The 25,300-nt window shown below is 65.6% G+C and carries 21 protein-coding genes; 16 read left to right on the forward strand and 5 right to left on the reverse strand.

The window, feature by feature from the left end; translation table 11 throughout:
* Positions 1–259 precede the first annotated feature (259 nt).
* From AB6M95_RS11760 to AB6M95_RS11780, 5 genes are all read left to right on the forward strand, one after another.
* Entirely contained in the window at positions 260–853 is a 594-nt protein-coding gene (locus AB6M95_RS11760) for a TetR/AcrR family transcriptional regulator (protein ID WP_371386947.1), read from the forward strand.
* Between the two features lie 42 nt (positions 854–895).
* Positions 896–1,903: a TRAP transporter substrate-binding protein gene (locus AB6M95_RS11765; RefSeq protein WP_371386948.1), complete on the forward strand. Its 1,008-nt coding sequence runs from the start codon at positions 896–898 to the stop codon at positions 1,901–1,903.
* Between the two features lie 175 nt (positions 1,904–2,078).
* The gene (locus tag AB6M95_RS11770; RefSeq protein ID WP_371386949.1) at positions 2,079–3,077 is read left to right on the forward strand and encodes a TRAP transporter substrate-binding protein; all 999 of its coding nucleotides are present in this window, start codon (positions 2,079–2,081) and stop codon (positions 3,075–3,077) included.
* Positions 3,078–3,136: 59 nt separating this feature from the next.
* Positions 3,137–3,622 carry a TRAP transporter small permease gene (locus AB6M95_RS11775; protein ID WP_371386950.1) on the forward strand — a complete coding sequence of 162 codons (486 nt, stop codon included), beginning with the start codon at positions 3,137–3,139 and terminating at the stop codon, positions 3,620–3,622.
* 2 nt (positions 3,623–3,624) lie between these two features.
* Positions 3,625–4,938, forward strand: coding sequence for a TRAP transporter large permease (locus tag AB6M95_RS11780; RefSeq protein ID WP_371386951.1), 1,314 nt, complete (start codon positions 3,625–3,627; stop codon positions 4,936–4,938).
* Positions 4,939–5,017: 79 nt separating this feature from the next.
* Here AB6M95_RS11780 and AB6M95_RS11785 read toward each other — a convergent pair whose 3' ends face one another.
* The 4 genes from AB6M95_RS11785 to AB6M95_RS11800 all read right to left on the reverse strand — a co-directional run bounded on the left by AB6M95_RS11785 (position 5,018) and on the right by AB6M95_RS11800 (position 11,298).
* Complete coding sequence (locus tag AB6M95_RS11785; protein WP_371386952.1) at positions 5,018–7,060, reverse strand: methyl-accepting chemotaxis protein; 2,043 nt, start codon at positions 7,058–7,060, stop codon at positions 5,018–5,020.
* A gap of 122 nt (positions 7,061–7,182) precedes the next feature.
* Positions 7,183–9,597: an acetate--CoA ligase family protein gene (locus AB6M95_RS11790; protein WP_371386953.1), complete on the reverse strand. Its 2,415-nt coding sequence runs from the start codon at positions 9,595–9,597 to the stop codon at positions 7,183–7,185.
* A 43-nt stretch (positions 9,598–9,640) separates the two neighbouring features.
* Positions 9,641–10,429 (reverse strand): substrate-binding periplasmic protein, encoded by a 789-nt coding sequence (locus AB6M95_RS11795; protein ID WP_371386954.1) that lies wholly within the window; start codon positions 10,427–10,429, stop codon positions 9,641–9,643.
* Positions 10,430–10,479: 50 nt separating this feature from the next.
* Positions 10,480–11,298 (reverse strand): nitroreductase family protein, encoded by an 819-nt coding sequence (locus AB6M95_RS11800; RefSeq protein WP_371386955.1) that lies wholly within the window; start codon positions 11,296–11,298, stop codon positions 10,480–10,482.
* A 178-nt stretch (positions 11,299–11,476) separates the two neighbouring features.
* Between AB6M95_RS11800 and AB6M95_RS11805 the strand changes: the two genes are divergently transcribed.
* The 11 genes from AB6M95_RS11805 (at position 11,477) to AB6M95_RS11855 (ending at position 23,530) form a co-directional block, all read left to right on the forward strand.
* Positions 11,477–13,249 carry a glutamine--tRNA ligase/YqeY domain fusion protein gene (locus AB6M95_RS11805; RefSeq protein ID WP_371386956.1) on the forward strand — a complete coding sequence of 591 codons (1,773 nt, stop codon included), beginning with the start codon at positions 11,477–11,479 and terminating at the stop codon, positions 13,247–13,249.
* A gap of 171 nt (positions 13,250–13,420) precedes the next feature.
* Positions 13,421–14,044, forward strand: a complete 624-nt coding sequence (locus AB6M95_RS11810) for a TetR/AcrR family transcriptional regulator (protein ID WP_371386957.1) — start codon at positions 13,421–13,423, stop codon at positions 14,042–14,044.
* Positions 14,045–14,080: 36 nt separating this feature from the next.
* Positions 14,081–14,209: a hypothetical protein gene (locus AB6M95_RS11815; RefSeq protein WP_371386958.1), complete on the forward strand. Its 129-nt coding sequence runs from the start codon at positions 14,081–14,083 to the stop codon at positions 14,207–14,209.
* A gap of 359 nt (positions 14,210–14,568) precedes the next feature.
* Positions 14,569–14,817: a phage regulatory CII family protein gene (locus tag AB6M95_RS11820; RefSeq protein ID WP_071544753.1), complete on the forward strand. Its 249-nt coding sequence runs from the start codon at positions 14,569–14,571 to the stop codon at positions 14,815–14,817.
* Between the two features lie 156 nt (positions 14,818–14,973).
* Entirely contained in the window at positions 14,974–16,995 is a 2,022-nt protein-coding gene (locus AB6M95_RS11825; protein WP_371386959.1) for an ATP-binding protein, read from the forward strand.
* Entirely contained in the window at positions 16,988–17,512 is a 525-nt protein-coding gene (locus tag AB6M95_RS11830) for a YqiA/YcfP family alpha/beta fold hydrolase (protein WP_371386960.1), read from the forward strand. Before AB6M95_RS11825 ends, AB6M95_RS11830 begins: the two co-directional genes overlap by 8 nt.
* Positions 17,509–18,663, forward strand: a complete 1,155-nt coding sequence (locus AB6M95_RS11835) for a rhodanese-like domain-containing protein (RefSeq protein WP_371386961.1) — start codon at positions 17,509–17,511, stop codon at positions 18,661–18,663. The genes AB6M95_RS11830 and AB6M95_RS11835 overlap by 4 nt, the downstream gene beginning before the upstream one ends.
* A 2-nt stretch (positions 18,664–18,665) precedes the next feature.
* Positions 18,666–19,661, forward strand: coding sequence for an ABC transporter substrate-binding protein (locus tag AB6M95_RS11840; RefSeq protein ID WP_371386962.1), 996 nt, complete (start codon positions 18,666–18,668; stop codon positions 19,659–19,661).
* Positions 19,658–21,592 (forward strand): SpoIIE family protein phosphatase, encoded by a 1,935-nt coding sequence (locus tag AB6M95_RS11845; RefSeq protein WP_371386963.1) that lies wholly within the window; start codon positions 19,658–19,660, stop codon positions 21,590–21,592. The genes AB6M95_RS11840 and AB6M95_RS11845 overlap by 4 nt, the downstream gene beginning before the upstream one ends.
* Before the next feature lie 205 nt (positions 21,593–21,797).
* A complete protein-coding gene (locus AB6M95_RS11850; protein ID WP_371386964.1) occupies positions 21,798–22,109 on the forward strand; it encodes a phage regulatory CII family protein in 312 nt (103 codons plus the stop codon).
* Between the two features lie 155 nt (positions 22,110–22,264).
* Positions 22,265–23,530 carry a class II fructose-bisphosphate aldolase gene (locus AB6M95_RS11855; RefSeq protein WP_371386965.1) on the forward strand — a complete coding sequence of 422 codons (1,266 nt, stop codon included), beginning with the start codon at positions 22,265–22,267 and terminating at the stop codon, positions 23,528–23,530.
* Positions 23,531–24,034: 504 nt separating this feature from the next.
* On the opposite strand, the gene ychF is transcribed toward AB6M95_RS11855, so the two are convergent.
* The gene (ychF, locus tag AB6M95_RS11860) at positions 24,035–25,132 is read right to left on the reverse strand and encodes a redox-regulated ATPase YchF (protein WP_371386966.1); all 1,098 of its coding nucleotides are present in this window, start codon (positions 25,130–25,132) and stop codon (positions 24,035–24,037) included.
* Positions 25,133–25,300 lie beyond the last annotated feature (168 nt).

A 25,300-nucleotide genomic window follows, 5' to 3' on the forward strand; every position in this document is an offset into this window, starting at 1 on the left:
TCTCCCCTTCCCCCGGACCCCCATCCCCTCATCCTTCCTAAACTTTTTGGGCCGCTTCGCGGGATGCGCCGTGAGGTGGGCCTGAACGCTTTCGAACAGGGTTTTGTCCTTGTTTCGGCAAAACGGGCTTGACTCCACAGGGGCCCCCTGCTACCCCTGAATTCTCTGATGTGACCATCGGTCACTTTCTGACCGACAGTCGCAAAACGACCGTGGGTCGCAATAAAAATCGTGCGATTCCGGGGAACGAGGACAGGATATGGCGACCAAACAGCAGGAGAAATCCCAACAGACCATGCGGGAGCTCATGGGTTCGGCCATCGAGCTGTTCGGCACCAAGGGATTCGCCTCCACCTCGGTGGCCGAGATCACCGACCACGCGGGCTACGCCAAGGGCAGCTTCTACCGCCATTGGAACTCCAAGGACGAGCTGTTCCTCCAGATCGTGGAACAGAAGTTCAAGGAGTACCGGGCGACGAGGCACGACCGGGTGCAGAAGGCCGCCGACCTGCGCGAGGCCATGGGCATCATCTGGGATTTCCTGGAGACCATCGTGGCGGACCGCAACTGGTCGGCCATCTTCCTGGAGTTCACCATCCACGCGGCCACCAACGAGTCCCTGCGCCGCCTCCTGAACCAGTCCGACTACCGGCTCTCGGACCGGGTCTTCGCCGATCTGGTACGCGACCACGTGACCAGCGACTTCCTCCCCGAAAAGATCGGAGCCCTGAACACCGCCCTGTTCGAGGGCTTTCTCATCCACCGCGCGCTCGGCACAGAGACCCTCTCCCTGGCGGAAGTGCGCGAGGCGGCCATCGACCTGGCCGTGAAGAGCGGAACCAGGCGGGACTGATCCCGCTGCGACCATATCACTTCATTACAAGCGAGATGCACCATGCGTAAGATCCTGTTGACCCTGACGGCCCTGGCCCTGATCGCCGCCGGGCTGGCCTCCCCGGCCTGCGCCGAGTCCGTGCGCCTGACCTATTCCAGCTTCTTCCCGCCCACGCACATCCAGTCCAAACTGGCCCAGCAGTGGTGCAACGAGGTGGAGATGCGCACGGGCAAGGCGGTCATCATCGACTTCTACCCCGGCGGCACCCTGAGCCCGGCCAAACAGTGCTACGACGGCGTGGTCGAGGGCATCTCCGACATCGGCCAATCCGCCCTGGCATACTCGCGGGGGCGCTTTCCGGTCATGGCCGCCGTGGACCTGCCCATGGGCTACCAGAACGGCGTCCAGGCCACAGCCGTGGCCAACGCGGTCTATGACAAGTTCTCGCCCGCCGAATTCAACGACGTGGTGCCCATGTACTTCCACGCCCACGGCCCGGGCCTGCTCTTCACCGTGGAGAAGCCGGTCCGCACCCTGGCCGATCTGAAGGGCCTCAAGATCCGCTCCACCGGCAACTCCGCCAAGCTCATCGAGGCCCTGGGCGGCACCCCCGTGGCCCAGCCCATGCCTGCCGCCTACCAGTCCCTGCAAAAGGGCGTGGTCGACGGCTCGGTCCACCCCATGGAGTCCAACAAGGGCTGGAAGCTCGGCGAAGTGGTCAAGCACTGCACCCAGTCCGAATGCGTGGGCTACACCACCACCTTCTTCATCGTCATGAACAAGGACAAGTGGAACCAAATCTCGCCCGAGAACCAGAAGATCATCCGGGAGATCAACCGCGAATGGTCGGTCAAGCACGGCCAGGCCTGGGACGCCTCGGACGCCGAGGGCAGGAAGTTCCTGGCCTCCAAGGGCGGCGACTTCATCAAGCTCGAGCCCGCCGAGGCCGAGCGCTGGGTGCAGGCCGCCCAGCCCGTGCTGGACGGCTACGCCGAGGGCGAGGGCAAGGCCGTGGACGGCAGGGCCGTGGTTGATTTCATCAAGGCCGAGATGGCCAAGACCCCGTAGGCCGAGGCGGCGAGACGGCTTCCCCGCGAGTCTGCGCCCCGGTTCCGAGCGGCAATACGGAACCGGGGCGCGGCGCGGAAGCGGCTTCGCCCGCACAGCCTGGGGGCATTCCATATACAAGGGGGGAGACTGCGGACTCCTCCTCGGACCCCATGCAACCATCCGGAGGGAGACAATGAACAAACTTTTAACCACGGTCCTGGCCATCGGACTGCTCTGCGCCGGGCTGTCCGGCCAGGCGCGGGCCGAGGTCAAGCTGACCTACTCCAATTTCTTCCCGCCCACCAACCACCAGTCCCAGCTGGCCGAGGCGTGGTGCCGGGAAGTGGCGAAACGCACCGGCGGCAAGGTGGTCGTCGAGTACTATCCCGGCGGCACGCTGTCCAAGGCCGCCCAGTGCTACGACGGCGTGGTCGAGGGCATCTCCGACATCGGCCTGTCCTGCCTGGCCTATTCGCGCGGCCGCTTCCCGGTCATGGCCGCCGTGGACCTGCCGCTCGGCTACACCAGCGCGGCCCAGGCCACGAACACGGCCAACGCGGTCTACGAGCACTTCAAGCCCGAAGAGCTCGCCGACGTGGAGCCCATGTATTTCAACGGCCACGGCCCCGGCCTGCTGTTCACCGTGAACAAGCCGGTCCAGACCCTCGACGACATCAAGGGCGAGAAGATCCGCGCCACCGGCAACTCGGCCAAGCTGGTCGCGGCCCTGGGCGGCACCCCGGTGGCCAAGCCCATGCCCGAGAACTACCAGCTCCTGCAGAAGGGCGTGGTCGACGGCTCCATGCACCCCATCGAGTCCAACAAGTCCTTCAAGCTCGGCGAGGTCTGCAAGTTCGGCACGGACTCCTTTTCCGTGGCCTACACCACCGTGTTCTTCATCGTCATGAACAAGGACAAGTGGGCCCAGATCGACCCGGAATCCCAGAAGATCATCCGTGAGATCAACAGGGAATGGGCGGCCAAGCACGCCGCCGCCTGGGACGCGGCCGACGCCAACGGACGGCAGTTCTTCCTGGACCAGGGCGGCGAGATCGTCGAACTGAGCCCCGAGGAATCGGCGGCCTGGGCCCAGGCGGCCCGGCCCGTGCTGGACGGCTACGTGGCCGAGGTGGCCGAGAAGGGCCTCGACGGCAAGGCCATCCTGGAATTCACCCAATCCACCCTGAAATAACCGATTGCAAGACGGGGCGGGATCTGGTTCCCGCCCCGCATCGTGTTCAAGGATACGCAATGGAAATGATAAAACGGCCGCTCCACATCACGGAGAAGATCATGCGCGTGATCGCGGCGATCTGCCTGGCGGGCATGGCGGCCATGACCGGCGCGGACGTGTTCCTGCGCGGGGTCTTCAACACCCCCATCTTCGGCTGCGAGGAGATCGTGGCCATCCTCGGCGTGGTCGCCGTGGGCTTCGCTCTGCCCTACGCCCACTACCAGAAGAGCCACATCGGCGTGGAAATCCTGGTCCGCCGCCTGCCCAAGCGGGTCCGCGAGATCATCGGCCTGGTCACCAACCTGGCCACCCTGTCCCTGGTGTCCATCATCACCTGGCGTATGTTCCTGTACGCCGGGACCCTGGCCGAGTCGGGCGAGGTCTCCATGAACCTGGAGCTGCCCGAGTACTACGTGGTCTACGTCCTGTCCTTCGGTTTCTTCGTCTACGCCCTCTGCCTGCTGGCGGACGTCGTCAAATTCTTCGGGAAACGGGAGGCCTAGCCATGGATCCGACCACCGCCGGAATCATCGGCATCTGCATCATGGTCTTCCTGTTCATGACCAGGATGCCCGTGGCCTTCGTCATGATGCTCGTGGGCTTTGTCGGCTTCTCGCTGCTGACCTCCTGGAAGGGCGGCCTCAACCTCATGAGCCGCAACGTCTACGACGCGTTCGCCTCCTACGAGCTGTCGACCATCCCGCTGTTCATCCTCATGGGCCAGATCGCCTTCAACTGCGGCATTTCGCGGCGGCTCTACCAGACCGCCTACCGCTTCCTGGGCAACACCCGGGGCGGGCTGGCCATGGCCACGGTCTCGGCCTGCACCGCCTTCGGCGCGGTCTGCGGGTCCAGCCCGGCCACGGCCGCGACCATGTCCACGGTCGGCATCCCGGAGATGAAGCGCTACGGCTACGCCAACTCCCTGGCGGCCGCATCGGTGGCCTCGGGCGGCGGCCTGGGCATGATCATGCCGCCCTCGGTGGTCCTGATCATCTACGGCGTGCTCACCGAGCAGTCCATCGGGGCGCTCTTCGTGTCCGGCATCCTCCCGGCCTTCCTGCTGACCTTCCTGTTCATCGTCGGCATCTACATCCAGTGCAGGATCAACCCGGCGCTGGGCCCCAAGGGCGACACCTTCACCTGGGCCGAGAAATTCCGCTCCCTGGCCAACCTCATCGACACCCTGCTCATCTTCGCCCTGGTCATCGGCGGCCTGTTCTGGGGGCTGTTCACCCCCACCGAGGCGGCCAGCATCGGCGTCATCGGCGTGCTCGCCCTGGCCTTGATCAAGCGCCAGCTCTCGTGGCAGGCCTTCGTCAACTCGCTCTACGAGACCCTGCGCACCTCCTGCATGGTGCTGGTGCTCATCGCGGGCGCGGTGGTCTTCGGCAAGTTCCTGGCCGTGACCCGCATCCCCTTCGACATCGCCAACTGGGTGTCCGCCTTCGACATGCCGCCGTTCGCCATCATGGGCACGATCATCCTGATCTACTTCATCGGCGGCTGCTTCATGGACTCCCTGGCCTTGATCATGCTGACCATCCCGGTCTTCTACCCGGTGGTCACGGGCATGGGCTTCGATCCCATCTGGTTCGGCATCATCATCGTCCTGGTCACCGAGATGGGCGTCATCACCCCGCCGGTGGGCATCAACGTCTACGTGGTCTACGGCATGTGCCGCAAGATCGCCCCGGACGTGACCCTGGAGGACGTGTTCAAGGGCATCCTGCCGTTCATGCTCGCCATCATCATCGGCATCGCCCTGCTCTTCGTCTTCCCGCAGATCATCCTGTTCCTGCCGGGACTGATGTATTGACGGACCGGACTATCCGACACGCAAAAAAAGCCCCGGACCGAGTCCGGGGCTTTTTTTACGCGCGGGGCAGGCGCCCGGCTCAGTAGCGGTCGAGCCCGCCGCCCCCGCCGTCTCCGGCTCCAGGCAGCGCCCGGGTTTGGGCGGCCGTTGTGCGGGCGGCCCCCTCCCCGCAGTCGAAGAAGGACATCATCTGTTGCAGGCTCTCGCCCTGTCCGGCCAGCTCCTCCGAGGTGGCGGACACCTCCTCGGCGGCCGAGGCGTTGCTCTGGGTGGCGTCCGAGACCTGGTTCACGGCCGTGCCGATCTGCTTGATGACCAGGTCCTGCTCCTCGCAGGAGGACTGTATCCGGGACATGAGCTCGGCGGTCCTCTCGATCTCCGGGACCAGTTCCTCCAGCATGTGCACGGCCTCATCCGAGGCGGTGACCGTGGATTCGGAGAGCTGGCTGATCTCGCCGGCCGCCAGGCCGCTGCGCTCGGCCAGCTTGCGCACCTCGGCGGCGACCACGGCGAACCCCTTGCCGTGCTCCCCGGCGCGGGCCGCCTCGATGGCCGCGTTCAGCGCCAGCAGGTTGGTCTGCCGGGCAATCTCCTCGATGATCGAAATCCGCTCGGCGATCTCCTTCATGGCCCCCACGGCCTGGGCCACTGTCTCGCCGCTCCGGGAGGCCTTGCCCGCCACCGTGGCCGCGATCCCGGCGGTCTCCCGACTATGCCCCGCGTTTTCGGCTATGGAACGGGCGATCCCCGAGATGGACGCGGCCAGTTCCTCGGCGCTGGCCGCCTGCTCGGTGGCCCCCTGGGACAGGGTCTCGGCCGTGGCCGAGAGCTCCTCGCTGCCCGAGGCCACGTTCTGCACGGCCCCGTTGACCCCGAATACCACGTCGCGCAGCCGGACGATCATCTCGCCCATGGCCCCGAGCATGCGCCCGATCTCGTCCTTGCCCGACGCCCGCACGTCCCGGCTCAGGTCGCCTCCGGCCATGGCCGAGGCCACATCGAGGGCCATGGAGACCGGCCGGGTGATCATCCGCGCCAGGCGCCAGCCGATCAGCAGGGCCAGGATCATGGACAGGCCGACGCCGCCGAGAACGGCCAACTCGGCATGGACCGAATCGGCTCTCATGTCCCTGTCCGCGTCGTGCCCGATGGTCTCCAACGTGGCCATCAACGCCCGGCCCACCTCGTCGGCCCGGGTGTCCGCGAGGTCGATCTCGCGCCGCAGTTTCTCGTAGTCGGACTGGGCGGTCATCACCAGGCCGGCCGCGCGGCGGAAGCCCTCCTCATGGACCCGGCTCAGATTCCTGAGCCGCTCGACCAGCTCCGGTTCGTCCACGGGGACCACGATCAGACCGTCCAGGCTGCCGCCCTTGAGCAGGAGCCCGACCTGCCGGTCGAAATCCTTGAGCGTAACTTCGTAGGCTTTCGCCAGAGCCGCCTCGCGCTCCACGGTCCCCGGCTGGACATACTCCTCCATGACGATGCGGGACCGGCCGATGTTGATCCTCATCTCCATGGCCATGTCCGCCCAGGATATCTCCCGCGAAAGGATGTCGAAGGCGTCGGCCCCGGCAATTATCCGCCGGTCGATGAGCTCGTCCACGCCCTTCTCGAATTCATCCAGGGCCTGGCCCACCGATTCGTGAGCCGCCTCCAAAGTCTTCATGGCCGCCGCCCGGCGTTCCAAGGCCCCGAAAGTGGCCTTCTTGAGGTCGTAGACGCTGCGGACGGCGGGGGTGAAACCGTCCTTGTGCCGGGTCCGGACCCCAGAGGTCAGGTCCCGGATGACGGGATTCCGCGCGGCCCGGATCTTGGCCCGTTCATTGGACACGCCCTGCAGGACGCCGGCGGCGAAATACTCGAAATCGCCCGCGACCTTTCCATGCTCGGCCCAGTTGTCGTCCAGCGCCTTCCCGTCCGGGGCGTCCATAAATTCCATGACCATCTGCATGTCCGAGCGCACGGCGAACTTCATCTCCAGGGCGGCGTCCACGATGTGACTCGAGGCGGCCATGTCGTCCTGCGCCACCTTGACGTAGACCCCGGTAGCCAGAAAAAGCACCACGATAATCAGGAATCCGCCGATGATTTTCGTCCCGACGGGGACGTCCGACAACTTCATTCGATCCTCCAAAAGCGTCTGTTCCATCCACAGGGGAGGAGACTCCTCCACGTCTATAGAAGATTAGGAGAATTTGGCGGTCGGTTGTATTATAAAAACGGAGATTACGGTCCGTCGCGGGCTCAGCGCGAGCGGATGCGGGCCGCGTTGAGCCGCCCGTCCACGTACTGGGCCAGGGCGGCCACGGCTTGGTCCGAGGTGCGGAAGGCGCACAGCCCCGCCTCCTGGAGCCGGTCCACCAGGGGGTCGTACTGACGGCCGCCGTCGACCACGCCGATGACCGGGGTGTCCAGGGTGGGCAGCAGGTCGGCCAGGAGCGCGGCGATGGAGCGCTCGTCATCCATGGTCATGGGCGTGTCCGGATCGGCCAGGGTGCGCATGACCGGGGACATGGGCACGAGCCCGGCCACCACCGCGTCCACGCCGGGGTCCGTGGCCAGGAGCCGGATGGCCTCGGCATGCACATGGTCGTCGGCCCCCGGCGTGACGTCCAGGGGATTGGTCACCGTGACCAGCCCGGACAGGCGGTTGTCCTCCACCAGGCCTTGCAGGGCCTCGCGGGTCTTGTCCGACAGCGGGGCCAGGACCATGGAATAGTCGTCGGTCTGGATGGAATCGGCCATGCCCACGGCCTCGAACCCCGCGCCCGACATGGCGGCCAGCCGGTTGCCCCCGATGGTCTTGCCGTTGAGGCGCTCGGCCAGCATGAACAGGTTCTCGAACTGGGTGAAGGAGTGGGCCACTATGGCTCCCGCCTGGCGCACGCAGGACTCGCAGACGGCGTAGTCCCCGGCCAGGGAGGCGGTGTGGCCGCTGGTGGCGCACTTGCCCTCCGGGGTCCGCCCCGCCTTGTAAAAGATCACGTCCTTGCCCGCGCGCACCGCCCTGCGCACGGCCCGGCAGAAATTCAGCCCGTCCAGGTCGTTGAACCCCTCGGCGTACACGGCGATGACGTCCACGTCGTCGGCCTCGGCGAAGTGCGAGACCATGTCGCCGAGCGTCAGGTCGGTCTGATTGCCCATGGAGACCATGTAGGCCGGGTTCAGGAAGGGGCATTGGGAGAGACGGGTGAGCATGAACGCGCCCGACTGGGAGATGAAGGCCGCCCGATGGTGATCGCCGGGGGCCAGGGGCGGCAGTTTCTCCTCGGGGATGAACCAGGTGTCGTACCGGCCGGGCCGGGAGACCACGCCCATGCAGTTGCCGCCCAGGAAAACCGGGCCCGCGCCCCGTTCGTGGGCTTCGTTGATGCGAGCGATGACGCCTGCCGCGCGGCTGCGGCTCTCCTCGGTCTCGCCCAGGCCGCCGGGGATGAGCATGACCGACTCGGCGCAGTCCAGGGCCACCAGCTCGTCCACCAGGGCCGGGACCTGCGGCGCGCCCACGGCGACCACGAGCAGGTCGAGCCGCCGGTCAAGGGACTTCAAGTCCGGCACGCAGGCCACCCCGTCGATCTCGGTCTCGCCCGGCTTGACCAGGCGCACGTCCTCGGCCGGGAAGCCCGCTTCGAGCACGTTCTTGAGGATGATCCGCCCGAAATTCATGCGCGAGGCCGAGACCCCGACGATGCCGATGGAGGACGGCTTGAGCAGCTTGGCGATGCGCTCCACCGGCCGTGGGGCGCGCACGGTGGTCCGGTTCGAGAAGCGGCACAGCCCGTCCAGGGGGACCATCAGGTAATCGGCGTAGGCGAACGGGTTGATCTCCAGCTCCTCGATGTGGAAGGGCGCGTCCGGGTTGTCCGGGGAGTAGTGGTTGGCCATGTTGATGAACGAGGTGAAGCACTCGATGAGCTGCTCGTCGGAGACGATGCGCCGCTGGCCCCGGGTCAATCCGGCCAACTTGCGGTAGGAGATGGTCTTGCGGAAGAGCTCGAAGAAGCGCAGCCCGTCGGTCAGGGCCGTGGAGGCGATGGTCAGGGCCTGGCCCTTGCGGAAGCGCTGGGCGTAGAGTTCGGTGTCGGTGCCGCCCAGCCCGGCGGTGACGACCATGCCGAACTCGCGGGTCTTGCGGATGCCGACCAGCAGCTCGTTGCCGAAGGCCGTGGAGTCCGGCTCCATGAACTGGACCATGAGCACGCCGCGCAGGTCGCGGGACACGGCCGTGACCAGGGGCTCGCCCGCAAGGCCGCGGTACGGTCCGGGCGCGGAACCGGGGTCGCGCTCCAGGGCGGCGGCGTAGTTCTCCGGGACCTCATAGAGCATGCGCCGCACGGCCGAACGGATGGCGTCCGGGCGGTTGTCGACCACGCGCACCCCGCCCGCCTCGGTCTTGTGCACGATGGCGGGCGAGACGATCTTGAGGACCACCTTGTCGCCGGGCAGGACCGAGAGCTGCTCGTCCGTGAACCGGCCCGAGCGCGGCAGGAGCACGCACCGGGGCGGGGTCTCCGCGCCCGAGGCCTTGAGCAGGTCGTAAACCTCGTACTCGAACAGGGAATCGCGTCCCTGGTCGTGGGCCTGCGCGAACAGGGCGTCGATGGCCTCGAAATTGATCTCCACCTGGACCGAGCCAAAGGCAAAATGGGCATCCGCCATGCCGCTCTCCAATATCTATCGGGCGCTGCCGCCCGGCTGCTGGTTACTTGATGTATTCCGCCCGGTCGTAGGCCCGGACAATCCGATCGTACCGCCCGCTCTCGCGGATGGACTCGAGCCCCTTGTCGAACCGGTCGCGCAGGGCCTTCTCGCCGAAGACCACCTGCCGGTCCTGGGCCGGGAAGATGCTGCTGAACTGCACGGACTGGTCCAGGTCCACGGCCCGGCCCGCCGGGGAGTTCTTGAGCCGGTTGCGCCAGTAGAGGAAGACGCGCTTCTCGGAGATGACCACGTCCACCCGCCGGGAAAAGAGCATGCGCACTTGCAGGGACTGGTCGGACAGCTCGCTGTAGCGCCCGTTGGCCCGTGCCATGGCCGCGAAATCGGGACCGAGGTAGTTGGCCGCGTCCTGGAACCCGAGGACGTTGAGGTCCGCCAGGTCGGCGATGGAGCCGATGGACAGGTGCCGGTCCCCCAGGCTCACGGCGTAGTTCCGGAAGGTGATGGTCTGGGCGGACGCAAACGTCCTGCGCCCGGTCCGCCCGGCCAGGTCGTAGCCCACGCTCAGCGCCAGGCAGTCCACCTCCTTTTCGGAAAAGGCCAGGGGCAGCCGCAGGTTGGGCAGATAGACGAACTCCGCGTCCAGCCCGGCCGCCTGGAAGGCGGCCCGGACGAGGTCCACCTCCAGCCCGGCGTCCCGCTCCCGGAGCACGTAGGGGGCGATGGCGAAGCCCGCCCCGACCCGGATCACGCGCGCGCAGGCGGCCGTCGCGGACAGCAGGACGGCGGCCAACGCGGCCGCGAGAAACAGTGGGCGCAGTCTCGGCATCATGCCGGGACCCTACATTGACTCCACCGGGGAGTCCAGCCGGGAGGCGGGACTCACAGCCAGCGCACCGAGGGCTCCGGGCGCGGGGGAATGGCCGCGTAGCGCCGGGCGGGGCGGCCGAGCATAAGCGCCCCGTAGACCACGTCCCCGTTGGCCAGGCCGAGGAACTCCCGCACTCCGGCGGCGTGCGCGGCGGCGGCCATCATGTAGCCGCACCAGCATGCGCCGAGCCCGGCGGCCGTGGCGGCCAGCTCCAGGTAGGCGGTGGCGATGACCCCGTCCTCGCGCGGCATGATCCCCAGCCTGGGCCCGCAGGCCAGGGCTAGGGCCGGGGCATGGCGGCAGATCAGGTCCGTGCCCGCGTCCCAGGCGCGGACGATGCCGGGCAGGTGCAGGGCCCCGGCCAGGCTCGATTCGGCCTCGGCCTCGGCGCGCATCCAGGCGACCACGGCCCCGGCCGCTTCGGCCACCTTGCCGCGCCCCTCGATCACGACCCAGCGGGTGGGCCGGGCGTTGTGGCCCGACGGACAGTACTCGGTCACGGCCAGGAGCCGGGCGAGCAGGTCGCGGTCCACGGGCTCGTCGCGGAAGGCGCGCACCGACCGGCGGGCCGAGAGGAACTGCTCGGCCTGGTCGAGGGATATATCCAGGGCCCGGTCCACAGGACGGCTCCCGTTCCTGAAACGCTCCAGCCGGAAGGCGTCCGACGGGCAGACGGCCATGCAGTGGCCGCAGTTCAGGCAGTAGGCCTGCTTCTTGTGATGGGGTTCGGGCAGTCCGCCCTTCTCGAAGACGATGCAGCCCGCCGGGCAGTCGGCGGCGCACAGTCCGTCCCGGTTGCAGCGGGTCGCGTCGATGGTGAACAACGGCATATTCTCTCCTCCTTGGGATGGTCCGCACAGTGTGTCCCGTCGCGCCGCCCCCGGCAAGCATTGCGTTGACCGGCAAGCGGTTTTACCGTATTTCCAGTGCCACGGGCAGGATGGGGAATCTTGCCCTCTTTGCGACGATTCGACCGAAAAACGGTCAATTCATACAACGAGGTTTTTCATGAGCAGCAAACCCGAGGCCCCGGAAAAGGGCAAGGACTTCATCCGCCAGATCATCGACAGGGACATGGAAAGCGGCAAATACCACGGCCGCGTGCACACCCGGTTCCCGCCCGAGCCCAACGGCTACCTGCACATCGGCCACGCCAAGTCCATCTGCCTGAACTTCGGGCTGGCCCGCGACTACCAGGGCAAGTGCAACCTGCGCTTCGACGACACCAACCCGGTCAAGGAGGACGTGGAATACGTGGACTCCATCCGCGAGGACGTCCGCTGGCTGGGCTTCGGCTGGGACAACAACTTCTACGCCTCGGACTACTTCGAGAAGCTCTATTTCATCGCCGAGCTGTTCATCAAGATGGGCAAGGCCTACGTGGACCACCAGTCCGCCGACGAGATCCGCGAGAACCGGGGCACCCTCAAGGAGCCCGGCAAGGACTCCCCGTACCGCGGCAGGACCGTGGAGGAGAACCTGGCCCTGTTCCGTTCCATGCGCGCGGGCGAGCTTGCGGACGGCGCGTGCATCCTGCGCGGCAAGATCGACATGGCCGCGCCCAACGTCATGCTCCGCGACCCGGCCCTGTACCGCATCAAGCACGCCGATCACCACCGGACCGGCGGCGCCTGGTGCATCTACCCCATGTACGACTTCACCCACGGGCTGTCCGACGCCATCGAGGGCGTCACGCACTCCATCTGCACCCTGGAGTTCGAGAACAACCGCCCCCTGTACGACTGGTGCGTGGACACCCTCATGGAGGGCCTGAAGCAGCCCGAGCTGTTCGGCGAGAACGCGCCCATATATAATGAACTGGCCGCGCTCCCCGGCTTCACCGACCGCCCCCGGCAGTACGAGTTCGCCCGGCTGAACATCACCGGCACCGTGCTCTCCAAGCGCAAGCTCATCCAGCTGGTCAAGGAAGGGTTCGTGAACGGCTGGGACGACCCGCGCATGCCGACCATCTCCGGCTTCCGGCGGCGCGGCTTCACGCCCGAGTCCATCCGGGACTTCTGCGAACGGATCGGCGTGGCCAAGGCGGACTCCATGGTCGAGTACGCCCTGCTCGAGGCCTGCCTGCGCGAGGACCTGAACAAACGCGCCCCGCGCTACATGGGCATCATGGACCCGGTCAAGCTGGTCATCGAGAACTACCCCGAGGACCGGGAGGACGTCTTCGAGATCGCGCTGAACCCCGAGGACGAATCCTACGGCTCGCGCAAGGTGCCCTTCACCCGTGAGCTCTGGATAGAGCGCGACGACTTCATGGAGGAGCCGCCCAAGAAGTTCTTCCGCCTGGGCCCGGACCGCGAGGTGCGGCTGCGCGGCGCGTACTACGTCAAGTGCACCGGCTACGAAAAGGACGCGGACGGCAAGGTCACCTTGATCCGCGCCACCTTTGATCCCGAGTCCAAGGGCGGCTGGCTGGAAGGCGGCCGCAAGGTCAAGGGCACCCTGCACTGGGTCTCGGCCAGGCACGCCATCGACGCCGAGGTGCGCAACTACGGCTCCCTGTTCACCCGGGAAAACCCCAACGCCGTGGACGAGGGCAAGACCTTCACCGACTACGTGGACCCGGACTCCCTGACCGTCCTGCCCGGCTGCAAGGTGGAACCGGCCATGGCCGACATGGCTCCCGGCGCCAACTTCCAGTTCGAGCGCACGGGCTACTACTGCGCGGACCTGCGCGACCACAAGCCGGGGCAGGCCATGGTCTTCAACCGGACCGCCACCCTGCGCGACACCTGGGCCAAGATCCAGAAAAAGACCGACTAGCCCGCTTACGCGAATCATCAATAAAAAGGCCGCCTTGCGCGGCCTTTTTTGTTGCCCGCCCCCCTCGCTCTCAAAAATAACACATTTCCCGCTTGACACTGATTGCTCAATCAATCTATACCTTCCTCAACGGCTGATTGCACAATCAATCGATACAAGGGAAACAACGCGATGACCAAGAAGGAAGCCATACTCCGCGCAGCCCAGGAAGCCTTCGGGCAACTGGGGTTCCACGCCGCCACCGTCAAGGACGTGGCCGGACGCGCAGACGTCTCCTTCGGTCTGGTTTCCCACTACTTCGGCAGCAAGCAGGAGCTGTTCCTGGCCGCCGGGTTCGACATGGCCGACCGGCTGATCCTCCGCCTGAGCGAGGCGACGGCCAAGGCCAGAAACGGCATGGAGTCCATCCGGGCCTACATGACCGCGTATTTCGCCTTCACCGAAGAGCACCGGGCCGGTTTCCCCGTCCTGCTGCGCTGTTCCCCCTTCAGCCACATGGAGCCCGGTGTGGACGGCGCCAAGGTGATGGAGAAGTTCAGCATCTTCATTGACGAACTGAAACGCTGCGTCGCCCTGGGCATCGAGGACGGAACCATCCGCTCCCTGCCCCTGGAACAGACCGCGTTGATCATCTACGGCAACATCGTCGGCTCCGTCCGTACGAGCCTCCTGTCGCCCTACGAGTCGACCGGACTGTTTGCCGAGACCATCAACCACGTGGAACGCAGCATCACCATAGACGCCGACCAGGCGGGCGAACGCAGACAATACAACGGCCTGCCCCTGGCGCAATAAGACGGAATCGGCAACGAGTTTTCAACGAGAGAGGTAATGAACATGTTCAAGAATCTTACCGCCTCCAGAATAGTGGAAATCATCCTGGGCAGCCGTGCCTGGCTGAACTACATCGATTCCTACAAGTCCTGGTCCCAAGACTGGGCAAAAACACAGCACCCTTAGTCCCGAACGGATCACCACCTCCTAAGGCGCACAGAAATGGACCGCAACCCACACCTGACAGCCTGACAGATACGTTTCGGACACCCCGGCCTAGCCGGGTATCAGGGAGCCGCGCAAGCGGCTCCCTTTTTTTGCGTCGTACGAAATGTCGCATGTGCGACATACATGTTGCACACTGTCGCAACACGCGACACATGCGACAGCAGTGCGACATGCATACGCACAAACCTATTTTTTGAGAGTTTTTATAACCAGCAGAAATAGCATATTATAATGAAAATAATCCGACTTTGGCACGCCGGTTGCTTTATCGTCCATAGCGTTTCGCCAGTAACCAACAAACTCTGCGGGAGGGCATGATGTTTGAAAAGAACGTAACCAAGGTGGTTCAGGACTGCATTCTCGACAGCGGCATTCAGGCCAAGGTCGTCGCACAGAAGATCAACAAGCCGTATTCGACCCTGATGCGCGAAATCAACCCCTTTGACGCCAGCGCCAAGCTGGGAGCGGAGACCCTGCTCGAAATCATGAAGGTCACCCACGACATCCGCCCGCTCCAGTTCATGGCCTCCGAGATGGGCTTCAGCCTGGAGACCGGCAACGCCTAGCCGATTCCAGGAACCGATTTTCGGCCGGGCCTCGCGCCCGGCCTTTTTTTTCGCCTCGTGAAAGCGCCGGGGAATCCCGCCGGATGCCTTGCCAATGTCGCCCGTTCGGCTTAGAAATACCAAGGTATTTATTAACCCGGGGACGACGAGCGACACATGACCACACACAACGGAGCCAGGCCGCCCAGGGCCGACTCTCTCAGCCGCCGGGCCAAGCTGGCCCAGCTGGCCTTCATTTCGGCCATCGTCCTCGTCTTTTCCTGCGCCCTGATCCTGTTCAACGCCTACCGTCTGCACGTCCGGCTGTCCGAACGCGCCGACAGCATCGCCCACCTGGCCCGGACCAGCCTGGCCAGCGCGGTCTGGCAGGTGGACTACGCCTCGGCCCGCGACTTCATCGACGCCGTGCTCCAGGACGACAGCGTGGCCTTCGCCCAGGTGGTCACCGGCCGCGAGGTCATGGCCGCCAAGAGCCGCCCGCGCTTCGCCGGCCACGATTTCGACTATTTCACCAAGGACCGGCGGTTCTTCACCAAGTCCGTGGAGATCCGCAAGTACGGCGACTGGATCGGCTCCTTCAACCTGGCCATGACCACCGAAGGATATGTCCAGGAGATGGCCATGTACGTGGGCCTGACGCTGGCCATGGCCCTGGCCTTGATCCTGACCCTGACCCTGGCCGCGGTCCGCTACATGCGCAAGCACTTCCTGGCCCCGCTCATGGACCTGGAGGAGTCGGCCACGACCATCGCCGACGGCAACCTGGACGCGCCCATCGACACTTCGGCCTCCAACGAGCTGGGCAGTCTGGCCCGGGCCATCGACGACATGCGCCAGTCCGTGCGCCACCTGATCCACGACCTGCAGGAGGCCAACGCCAAGCTCCAGAACCACCAGAACCAGCTGGAGAGCAAGGTCAAGGAGCGCACCGAGGAGCTCAACCGCAAGAACGAATCCCTGAACGGCGCCCTGGAGCAGGTCCGCCGGGCCAAGAAGGCCGCCGAGAGGGCCAACGCGGCCAAGAGCAGCTTCCTGGCCTCCATGAGCCACGAGATCCGCACCCCCATGAACGCCATCCTGGGCATGGCGGACATCCTCTGGGAGACCGAGCTGTCCCGGGACCAGGCGCGCTACGTGGACGTCTTCCGCACTGCGGGCGAGAACCTGCTCGAAATCCTCGACGACATCCTGGACCTGTCCAAGATCGAGGCCGGGCACCTGACCCTGGAAAAGACCTGGTTCCAGCTGTCCGACATCCTCGACCGGACCTGCGGCGTGATCCAGGGCAAGGCCTCGAAAAAGGGCCTCGGCCTGAGCTGCGCCTCCGCCCCGGAGGTCCCGCCCAGGATCAACGGCGACCCCACCCGGCTGCGCCAGATTCTCTTCAACCTGCTGGGCAACGCCATCAAGTTCACGGACAAGGGCTCGGTGGCCCTGAACGTGGACCTGGCCTCGGACGACGGCGAGACCGCCCTGCTCCACTTCTCCATCACCGACACCGGCGTGGGCGTGTCCGGCGACAAGCTCGGGGCCATCTTCGACGCCTTCACCCAGGCGGACAGCTCCACCACCCGCCAGTTCGGCGGCACCGGCCTGGGACTGGCCATCAGCAAGGAGCTGGTCCACATGATGGGCGGGCGCATCTGGGCGGAATCCACGCCGGGCAAGGGCAGCATCTTCCATTTCACGGCCCGGTTCGGCACCGCCGCCGGGTCCGAAACCGCCCTGCCTCCCGCGGACAATCCGCCCGCCGACGAAGACCCCCTGCCGCCCCTGAACATCCTCATGTTCGAGGACTCCCGGTACAACGCCTTCGTGACCCAGACCTACCTCCAGTCCACGCCCTGCACCATGACCGTGGCCGAGGACGGCGCGGCCGGCGTGGAACTCTTCAAAAAGGGCGGCTGGGACCTGGTACTCATGGACATCCAGATGCCGGTCATGGACGGTTTCGAGGCCACCCGGATCATCCGCGAATGGGAACGGGAACACGGCCTCGACCCGGTGCCCGTGGTGGCCATGACCGCCTTCGCCATGGACGAGGACGCCCGGCGCTGCCTCAGGGCGGGAGCGGACTCCCACCTGCCCAAGCCGGTCAAGAAAAGCACTCTGTTCGAGACCCTCCGCAAACTGGCCGCAGGCCGTTCGGCCCGGCCGAAAGGAAACGATCATGCCTGATTGCCGTCTGTTGTGGTGTCACGGCTCCCTGAGCCAACCCTGGGGGACCAAGAGTCTGGCCCTGGCCGACGTCGCCGGGGAGTTCGGCCTGACCATGGAAGGCCCTGATTTCAGCGACCTCGCCGACCCCGACGAGCGGGTGGAGCGCCTGTTGTCCACCCTGGCCGAGGACGACCGGCCCGCCATCCTGGCCGGGTCCAGCATGGGCGGCTACGTGGCCGCCGCCGCGTCCATGCGGGCGAAGGTCCCGGCCATCTTCCTCCTGGCCCCGGCCTTCTATCTCCCCGGCTACGCGGTGCACATCTTCCCCGGCCTGCCCGGCCGCGTCACCGTGGTCCACGGCTGGAACGACGACGTGGTTCCGGTAGACAACGCCCTCCGCTTCGCCCGGACCCACAAGGCCACCCTGCACGTGCTCGACGACGGCCACCGGCTGGAGTCGTCCACCGAGACCCTGGGCATCCTGTTCGCCCGCTTCCTCGCCAGGGCCATGGCGGATCTCGAGAAAGGCGCATGACGCGCGCACCGTCGGTCCTCGGCCTGGCGCTCCTGTGCGCCGTCCTCGCGCTCCCGGCCCTCCCGGCTCGGGCCGGGGACTTCCCCCTGCGGGCCTACTACCCGGAGGTGCCGGTCATCACCACCGCGCAGCTCCTGGCCGACTACGACACCGCCGTGATCGTGGACATCCGCTCCCGCCTGGAATACGAGGTGGCCCACATCAACAAGGCCGTGCTCGTGCAGCCGGGCAAGAGCGACTTCGCCCGCAGGCTCGAGGCCCTGCGCCCCAAGTCCGCCCCGGAGCCGCTGGTCTTCTACTGCAACGACCGCGCCTGCGCCAAGAGCTACCAGGCGGCGCAGCTCGCCCGATCCCTGGGGTTCGCCCACGTCTACGCCTATGACGCCGGCATCTTCGACTGGGTCACCGCGGCCCCGGACCGGGCCACTCTCATGGGCGAGACCCCGGCCCGCAAGGAACGGGTCATCTCCCCAAAAGCCCTGGACCGCAGGCTGCTGTCCTTCGAGGAGTTCGAGCGCGAGGCGAAGAAGCCGAACACCCTGGTCATCGACATCCGCGACCCGTTCCAACGGGGCGTGGTCCCCCGCCTGGCCGCCGTCCGGACCATCCCCCTGGACCCGCTGCTCGACCTGGTCACCTCGCGCATCTGGACCGAAAAGCGGCTGCTCTTCTTCGACGCCGAGGGCAAGCAGGTCCTCTGGCTGCAATACTTCCTCAAGGCCTATGACTACTTCGACTACGGGTTCCTGGCCGGCGGCATCAAAGCCATCGCCGACGATACCACCCTGGTCCGCCCGGCGGCCGAGGCCGACCGAACCGTGGCCAGCGACCAGGCCATGCTCCTCAGACTTGCCGCCGACCGGCGGCTGGACAATGTCGACCGGCGCGTGATCAGCTTCCTGCTGGCCAACATCAGGCTCCACAATTCCGTGGTCCTCGACATGGCCCGGCTCGGCAACGACTCCGGCATCGCCCCGGCCATGCTGCTCGGTTCCATAAGGAAGCTGTCGGCCCTGGGCTACATGACGCACGCGCTCACGCAGGGCATGCTCATCGTCCAGGTGGACCCGGAGCTGGCCTGGAAAGGCCGGTCCGACACCGACCTGTGGAAGGACAAGCTCCGTGAATTCAACAACGCCAAGGGCAACTAGCCATGCGCACCACCTCACTCCCATCGCCCGTCCCGTTCCTCTTCCCTCTCGCCCTGCTCGCGGCCTGCCTGCTCGCCCTGGCGCCCGCCCGGGCCCTGGCGCAGGACCTGGAAAAGGCGTCCCTCGTCCTGCAATGGCTGCCCCAGGCCCAGTTCGCGGGCTACTTCGTGGCCAAGGACAAGGGCTTCTACGCGGAGGAAGGCATCGACCTGGCCATCCTGCCCGGCGGCCCGGACATCCTGGCCAGCGAATACCTGGAGGACGGCAGGGCGGACTTCGCCACCCTGTTCCTGACCACCGGGCTGCAACGCGGCGAGACCGTGCCCCTGGTCAACATCGGCCAGATCGTCCAGCACTCGGCGCTCATGCTCATCGCCAAGAAATCCTCGGGAATTCGGACCTTCCAGGACCTGGACGGCAAGAAGGTCGGGCTGTGGGCCAACGAATTCCAAATCCAGGCGCGGGCCCTGTTCCGCCGCCAGGGGATCACCGTCACCGTGGTCCCGCAGACCTCGTCGCTCGACCTGTTCATGCGCGGCGGCGTGGCCGCATGCTCGGCCATGTGGTACAACGAGTACCACACCCTGCTGACCTACGGCCTGGACGAATCCGACCTCCAGCCCCTGTTCTTCAACGACGCGGGCCTGAATTTCCCCGAGGACGGCATCTACTGCCTGGCCAAGACCGCCCAGGAGCGTCCCGAACTGTGCGCCAGGCTGATGCGGGCCACCCTCAAGGGGTGGCGCTACGCCTTCGCGCACAAGGACGAGACCCTGGACATCGTCCTCAAGCGCATGGAAGCGGCCAAGGTCCCGGCCGGCCGGGCGCACCAGCGCTGGATGCTCGACCGCATGGAGGACGTGACCATGGCCGACGACGGGGCCATGGGCGTGCTCCGCCGGGAGGACTTCGAACGGGTGGCCTGGGCCCTGACCGACACCGGGTTCATGGAATCCACCCCGAGCTACGACGACTTCTACAAGGGGATGGCCCGATGAAACGCTACCCCATCGCCTTCAAGCTGACCTTTCTGATCCTGTCCTGCGCCTTCGTCATCGTGGCCGCCATCGTGGCCTACAACTACGTCTCGTCGCGCGACATCATCCTGCGCCAGGCCGAGGACAACTCCCGCCTGCTCGTGGCCGGAACCGCCGGGCGCATCGACTCGGTCCTGTCCGGGGTGCAGAAGGTGGCCGAGAACGTCGCCTTCTCCCTGGAAGACGCCACCCTGACCAAGCGGGAAATCCTCGACATGAACCGGCGGGTGCTGGCCAACAACCCGGAGATCTACGGCATGGCCATCGCCTTCGAGCCGTACTTCCTGCAACCCGACAAGCTCTATTTCGCGCCCTACTACTTCCGCTCGGGCGGGCGCATCGGCTTCACCATGCTCGGCGACGCCAAGTACCGCTATTTCTACATGGACTGGTACCAGATTCCCAAGGAACTGGGCCGCAGCACATGGACCGAGCCGTACTTCGACGAAGGGGGCGGCGGCGTGCCCATGGCCACGTACTCCGTGCCCTTTTACCGCACGGTGGACGGCAAGCCCGTGTTCGCGGGCGTGGTCACGGCGGACGTCTCGCTCAGCTGGCTCCAGGACCTGGTCAACTCCATCCGCCTGTACGACTCGGGCTTCGCCTTCCTCCTGTCCCGGCACGGCACCTTCATCACCCACCCGGACAAGAACCTGGTCATGAACCAGACCATCTTCTCCCTGGCCGAGGAGCGCGGCTCCAGGGAACTGCGCGAACTGGGCCAGCGCATGCTCTCGGGCGAGGCCGCCTTCATGCTGGTGGGCACGCTCCTCTCGCCCAAGGACAGCTACATGTTCAGCGACGGGCTCAAGTACGGGGGCTGGACGCTCGGCGTGGTCTTCCCCCGCGACGAGATGCTGGCCGACGTCTACCACCTGTCCCGGTCCATGCTGATCATCGGCGCGGTCGGCTTCGTGCTCCTGGTTCTGGTCACCGTGGGCATCGCCCGGCGCATCACCCGCCCCCTGTGCGAACTGTCCGCGTCCGCCCGCGAGATCGCCTCGGGCAACCTGGACCTGACGCTGCCCGAAATCCGAGCCAACGACGAGGTCGGCGACCTGGCCGAATCCTTCAGGTACATGAAGACCTCCCTCAAGGAGTTCATCCGCGACCTGACCTCCACCACGGCGGCCAAGGAGCGCATCGAGTCCGAACTGCGCATCGCCCGCGAGATCCAGATGGGCATCCTGCCCAAGCTCTTCCCGGCCTTCCCGGACCGCCGCGAGTTCGAGGTCTTCGCCTCCATCGAGCCCGCCAAGGAGGTGGGCGGCGACCTGTACGACTTCTTCTTCGTGGACGAGACCCACTTCTGCTTCCTGGTGGGCGACGTGTCCGGCAAGGGCGTGCCCGCCGCCTTCTTCATGGCCGTAACCAAGACCCTGCTCAAGGTCGTGTCCGAACGCGACCTGGACCCCGGCGACATCCTCACCCGGGTCAACGCGGACCTGTCCTCGGAAAACGAGTCGTGCATGTTCGTGACCCTGTTCCTGGCCATCATGGACATCGAGACCGGCGAAACCCGCTACGCCAACGCGGGCCACAACCCGCCCGTGTTCCTGCCCTGCGGCGGCAGGCCCGAGTGGATACCGCCCTTCGGCGAGCCCGTGGCGGGCATCATGGAGGACATGCGGTACTCCACCAAGACCATGACCCTGAAGCCGGGCGACCTGCTGTTCCTCTACACCGACGGCGTGACCGAGGCCATGGACCCGGACGGCGCCCTGTTCGGCGAGGACCGCCTCATGTCCATGCTCTCCGGCGAGAACGAGCCCTTCGCCCCCAAGCTGGTCAAGGACGTGGGCGAGGCCATCCGCGTCTTCGCCCGCGGCGCGGAGCAGTCCGACGACATCACCATGCTGGCCATGCAGTTCATGGGCAAGTGCACCCCGTGATCCCACCCCGGGAGTGAATCCACCCTCGTCGGGTATGATTCTTGCCAAGAACTCGGGAAAACACCCCTTTTTTCCCACCCGATGCCGCCCTGGAAACGGGTTCGGTCCTTTTCTTGCGCTCTTCTTTTGAATTCCGTTGACGAAAAAGGAAAAAACGCGCTAACTTCCCTTACTAGGCAGAATATCCAACATGTGGGGGGTAAACATGTTCGAGAAGAATCTGACCAAGAAAATGCAGGACATCGTTCTGGAAGGACACATCCCGGCTAAGGAGGTGTCCCGGGTGATCAAGAAGCCGTATTCGACACTGCTTCGGGAACTCAATCCCTTTGACGCCCACGCCAAACTGGGGGCCGAAACCATGTTCGAGATCGTCAAGGCGACCCACAACATCTCGGTCCTCGAATTCATGGCCCGTGAGCTGGGCTACACGCTCAGCCCGGTCGACGGGCAGCAGCCCGCCTCCAAGCAGGGCATCAAACCGCACCGCGTCCATGAGCAGGAAGCGACCATGTGAGCGGCCGCGCCCGACACACTGCCCGGAGCGTGCACGCCATGCCCCGGGCAGTGATCCTTGAAGATCAGGCCGTCCATCGACCCCTTTCATTTTGACTTTGCCCATCGATTGGTTTTTACTGTCTCAAGCAATCAAACGCTTCAAGGAGGAAGGGCATGTCCCAGGATACATTCAAAAAAGCACTCGCCGTTGGCCGTCCGCCGAACGTCGTCAAGAATTTCCCCCACTCGCAGGCGCTCATCGTCAGCGGCAAGGTGGTGGACCGGGCCATGCGGGCCAAGGGCCACTGCATGACCATCGCGGCCAACGGCCGGAACATCTTCGTCATCGAAGGCGCGCTCAAGGCCGCCCAACAGGCCAACGCCGCCATCATCATCGAGATCGCGCGCTCCGAGTCCACCTACTGCCCGACCACCCTGTGGAACGTGGCCCGCCGCGTGGACTACCTGTGCAACAAGCTCGGCATCACCGTGCCGGTCGCCGTGCACGCCGACCATTACTTCATGAAGAAATGGGACGACGTGCCCGTGGCCAAGGCCGAAATCCCGTCCGTGTTCGACTCGGGCGTGACCTCCATCGCCATCGACGCCTCGCACATGACCGACGACCTCAACCTGCTCGGCAACCTGGCCGTGTCCTCGACCATCCCGACCTGGGCCGGCTACGAGACCGAGATCGGCGAGATCAAGGGCGAGTTCGGCCTGTCCAGCCCGGTTGAGGCCAAGTACCTCATTCAGGGCCTCAACGCCCACAACCTGTGCCCGGACTGGATCGCCCTGAACAACGGCACCACCCACGGCATCGAGGCCTCGGGCGAAGGCATCCAGGTGGACCTGACCGCCGAAATCCACGAGGCGCTGAAGCCCTACGGCACCTCCGGCGCACAGCACGGCACCTCGGGCAACGACTCCGCGCGCCTGCGCGAAATCGCCGCCAAGACCGCTACCACCAAGGCCAACGTGGCCACCGCCCTGCAGATGATCTCCTGGGGCGTCAAGGTCAATGACTTCGGCAACGCCATCATGGACGGCGACAAGTTCGCCAAGGTCCCGGGGCAGGGCGTGGAAGACGCCCTCTGGGACGAGATGGTCGCCTACGCCGACGCCAACGGCATCAAGGGCGGCAACTACAAGAAACTCAACCTCGTCTTCGAGCGCCGCTGGCTCGGGCAGAGCGAGTCCGTGCGCGACCGCATGGCCGGGGCCGTCCAGGACTTCGTCCACGACCTGCTGGTCAACGTGTTCAACGCCAAGGACACCGCGCCCATCGCCTGCGACCTCATCCTCGAAGCCGGCTCCTACGACCTCGGCCCCAAGGCCGAACAGTTCGAAGACCCCGCCCAGTGGACCGAAGAAAAAATCAAGGCCCAGGCTGCCGCCATCAACACCGACAAGGGCCCCCACGGCAACTTCGACGACTAGACGAACAAACGACAATGAAAAAGCGGGCGCTCCTGACGGAGCGCCCGCTTTTTTTTGCCTCCGGCGGCCGGGGGAAGGGGAGAAGGAAACCCTTTGAAAAGGGTTTCCTTCTCCCCTTCTCCCGGACCCCCATCCCCTCTTCCTCCCTAAACTTTTTATGCCGCTTCGCGGAGGGAGCGCGGGAAATCGTTTTTTACTGGAGCTTCAGCACGCCGCCCTGACGGCCTGGCCTGACCCTCGCCCTTTCAGGCGGCGTGGGCAACCGTCCCGGAGGGGTCGCGCCGGGCAGCTGACCGCGCGCCGCAGATGTCCGGCGCGAACACTTTGGGACACCGCCGAGCCGTGCTCCGACAAGCTCTCCGGGCACCCGGCCTTCGCCGAAGGCGACCCAGGGATTCCAAAGGGGGGCCTGCCCCTTTAGCCGCCGGGGGCGAAGTCACCCGACATCGCCGCCGCTGGCGGCTTCCCCTCCCACCTTTCCGTCCTTTCCGCCTCCCCGTCCAACTAGACGTTGAACAGGAAGTGGACCACGTCGCCGTCCTTCATGACGTACTCCTTGCCTTCGACGCGGAGCACGCCTTCGCTGCGGCACTTGGCTTCGGAGCCATGCTTGACGAAGTTGTCGTAGGAGATGACCTCGGCGCGGATGAAACCGCGTTCGAAGTCGGTGTGGATGACGCCCGCCGCACGCGGGGCCTTGTCGCCGTTGTGGATGGTCCAGGCGCGGACCTCCTTTTCACCGGCGGTGAAATAGCTGATCAGCCCGAGGGTGTGGAACCCGGTGCGGATGATCTGGTCCAGGCCGGACTCGGTGATGCCGTAGGATTCCAGGAATTCCCGGTAGTCCTCGTCCTCCAGCCCCACGAGCTCCTCTTCCATCCGAGCAGAAATCTTGACGAACTCCGCGCCGCGCTCCTCGGCCAGGCCGCGCACGGAGCGGATGTAGTCGTTGTCCCCGGTCAGCCCGTCCTCGTCCACGTTGGCGCAGTAGATGACGTTCTTGGCGGTGATCAGCCGCAGCTCCCTGAGCAGTTCGGGCAGGGCCTTGGCATCGCTCTCGAAGGTGGCCGCAGGCAGTCCCTGGTCCAGGTGGGCCATGAGCTGCTTGGCGGCGTCGATCTTCGGGGCCAGGGTCTTGTCGCCCTTGAGCATCTTTTCCATGCGCTCGATGCGGTTTTCGAGCACCTGCACGTCGGCCAGGATCAGCTCGGTCTCGATGATCTCGATGTCCCGCAGCGGATCCACGGAGTTGGCCACGTGGATGACGTCGTCATCGTCGAAGCAGCGGACCACGTGCAGGATGGCCTGGGTCTCGCGGATGTTGGCCAGGAACTTGTTGCCCAAGCCTTCGCCCTTGCTCGCGCCCGCCACCAGGCCCGCGATGTCCACGAAGTCCACGGTGGAATTCAGCACCCGCTGCGGCTTGACCAGAACGGCCAGCTCGTCCAGCCGGACGTCCGGCACCGGCACCACCGCCTTGTTCGGCTCGATGGTGCAAAACGCATAGTTCGCGCTCTCGGCGTTCTGGGCCTTGGTCAGCGCGTTGAACAACGTGGACTTGCCCACATTGGGCAGCCCGACAATACCTATACTCAGCGACATGGAAACTCCCGAAAAAAAAGATTGCCGGACACAACCTCCGGCGCGGCCCTCTCCTTACCCGTCTTCAGCCCTTGAGGCAAGGGATGGGGGAGGGGCCTCCGGCGGCCGGGGGAAGGGGAGAAGGAAACCCTTTGAAAAGGGCTTTCCTTCTCCCCTTCCCCCGGACCC

The sequence above is a fragment of the Pseudodesulfovibrio karagichevae genome, from assembly GCF_041414475.1.
Taxonomy (GTDB): domain Bacteria; phylum Desulfobacterota; class Desulfovibrionia; order Desulfovibrionales; family Desulfovibrionaceae; genus Pseudodesulfovibrio; species Pseudodesulfovibrio karagichevae.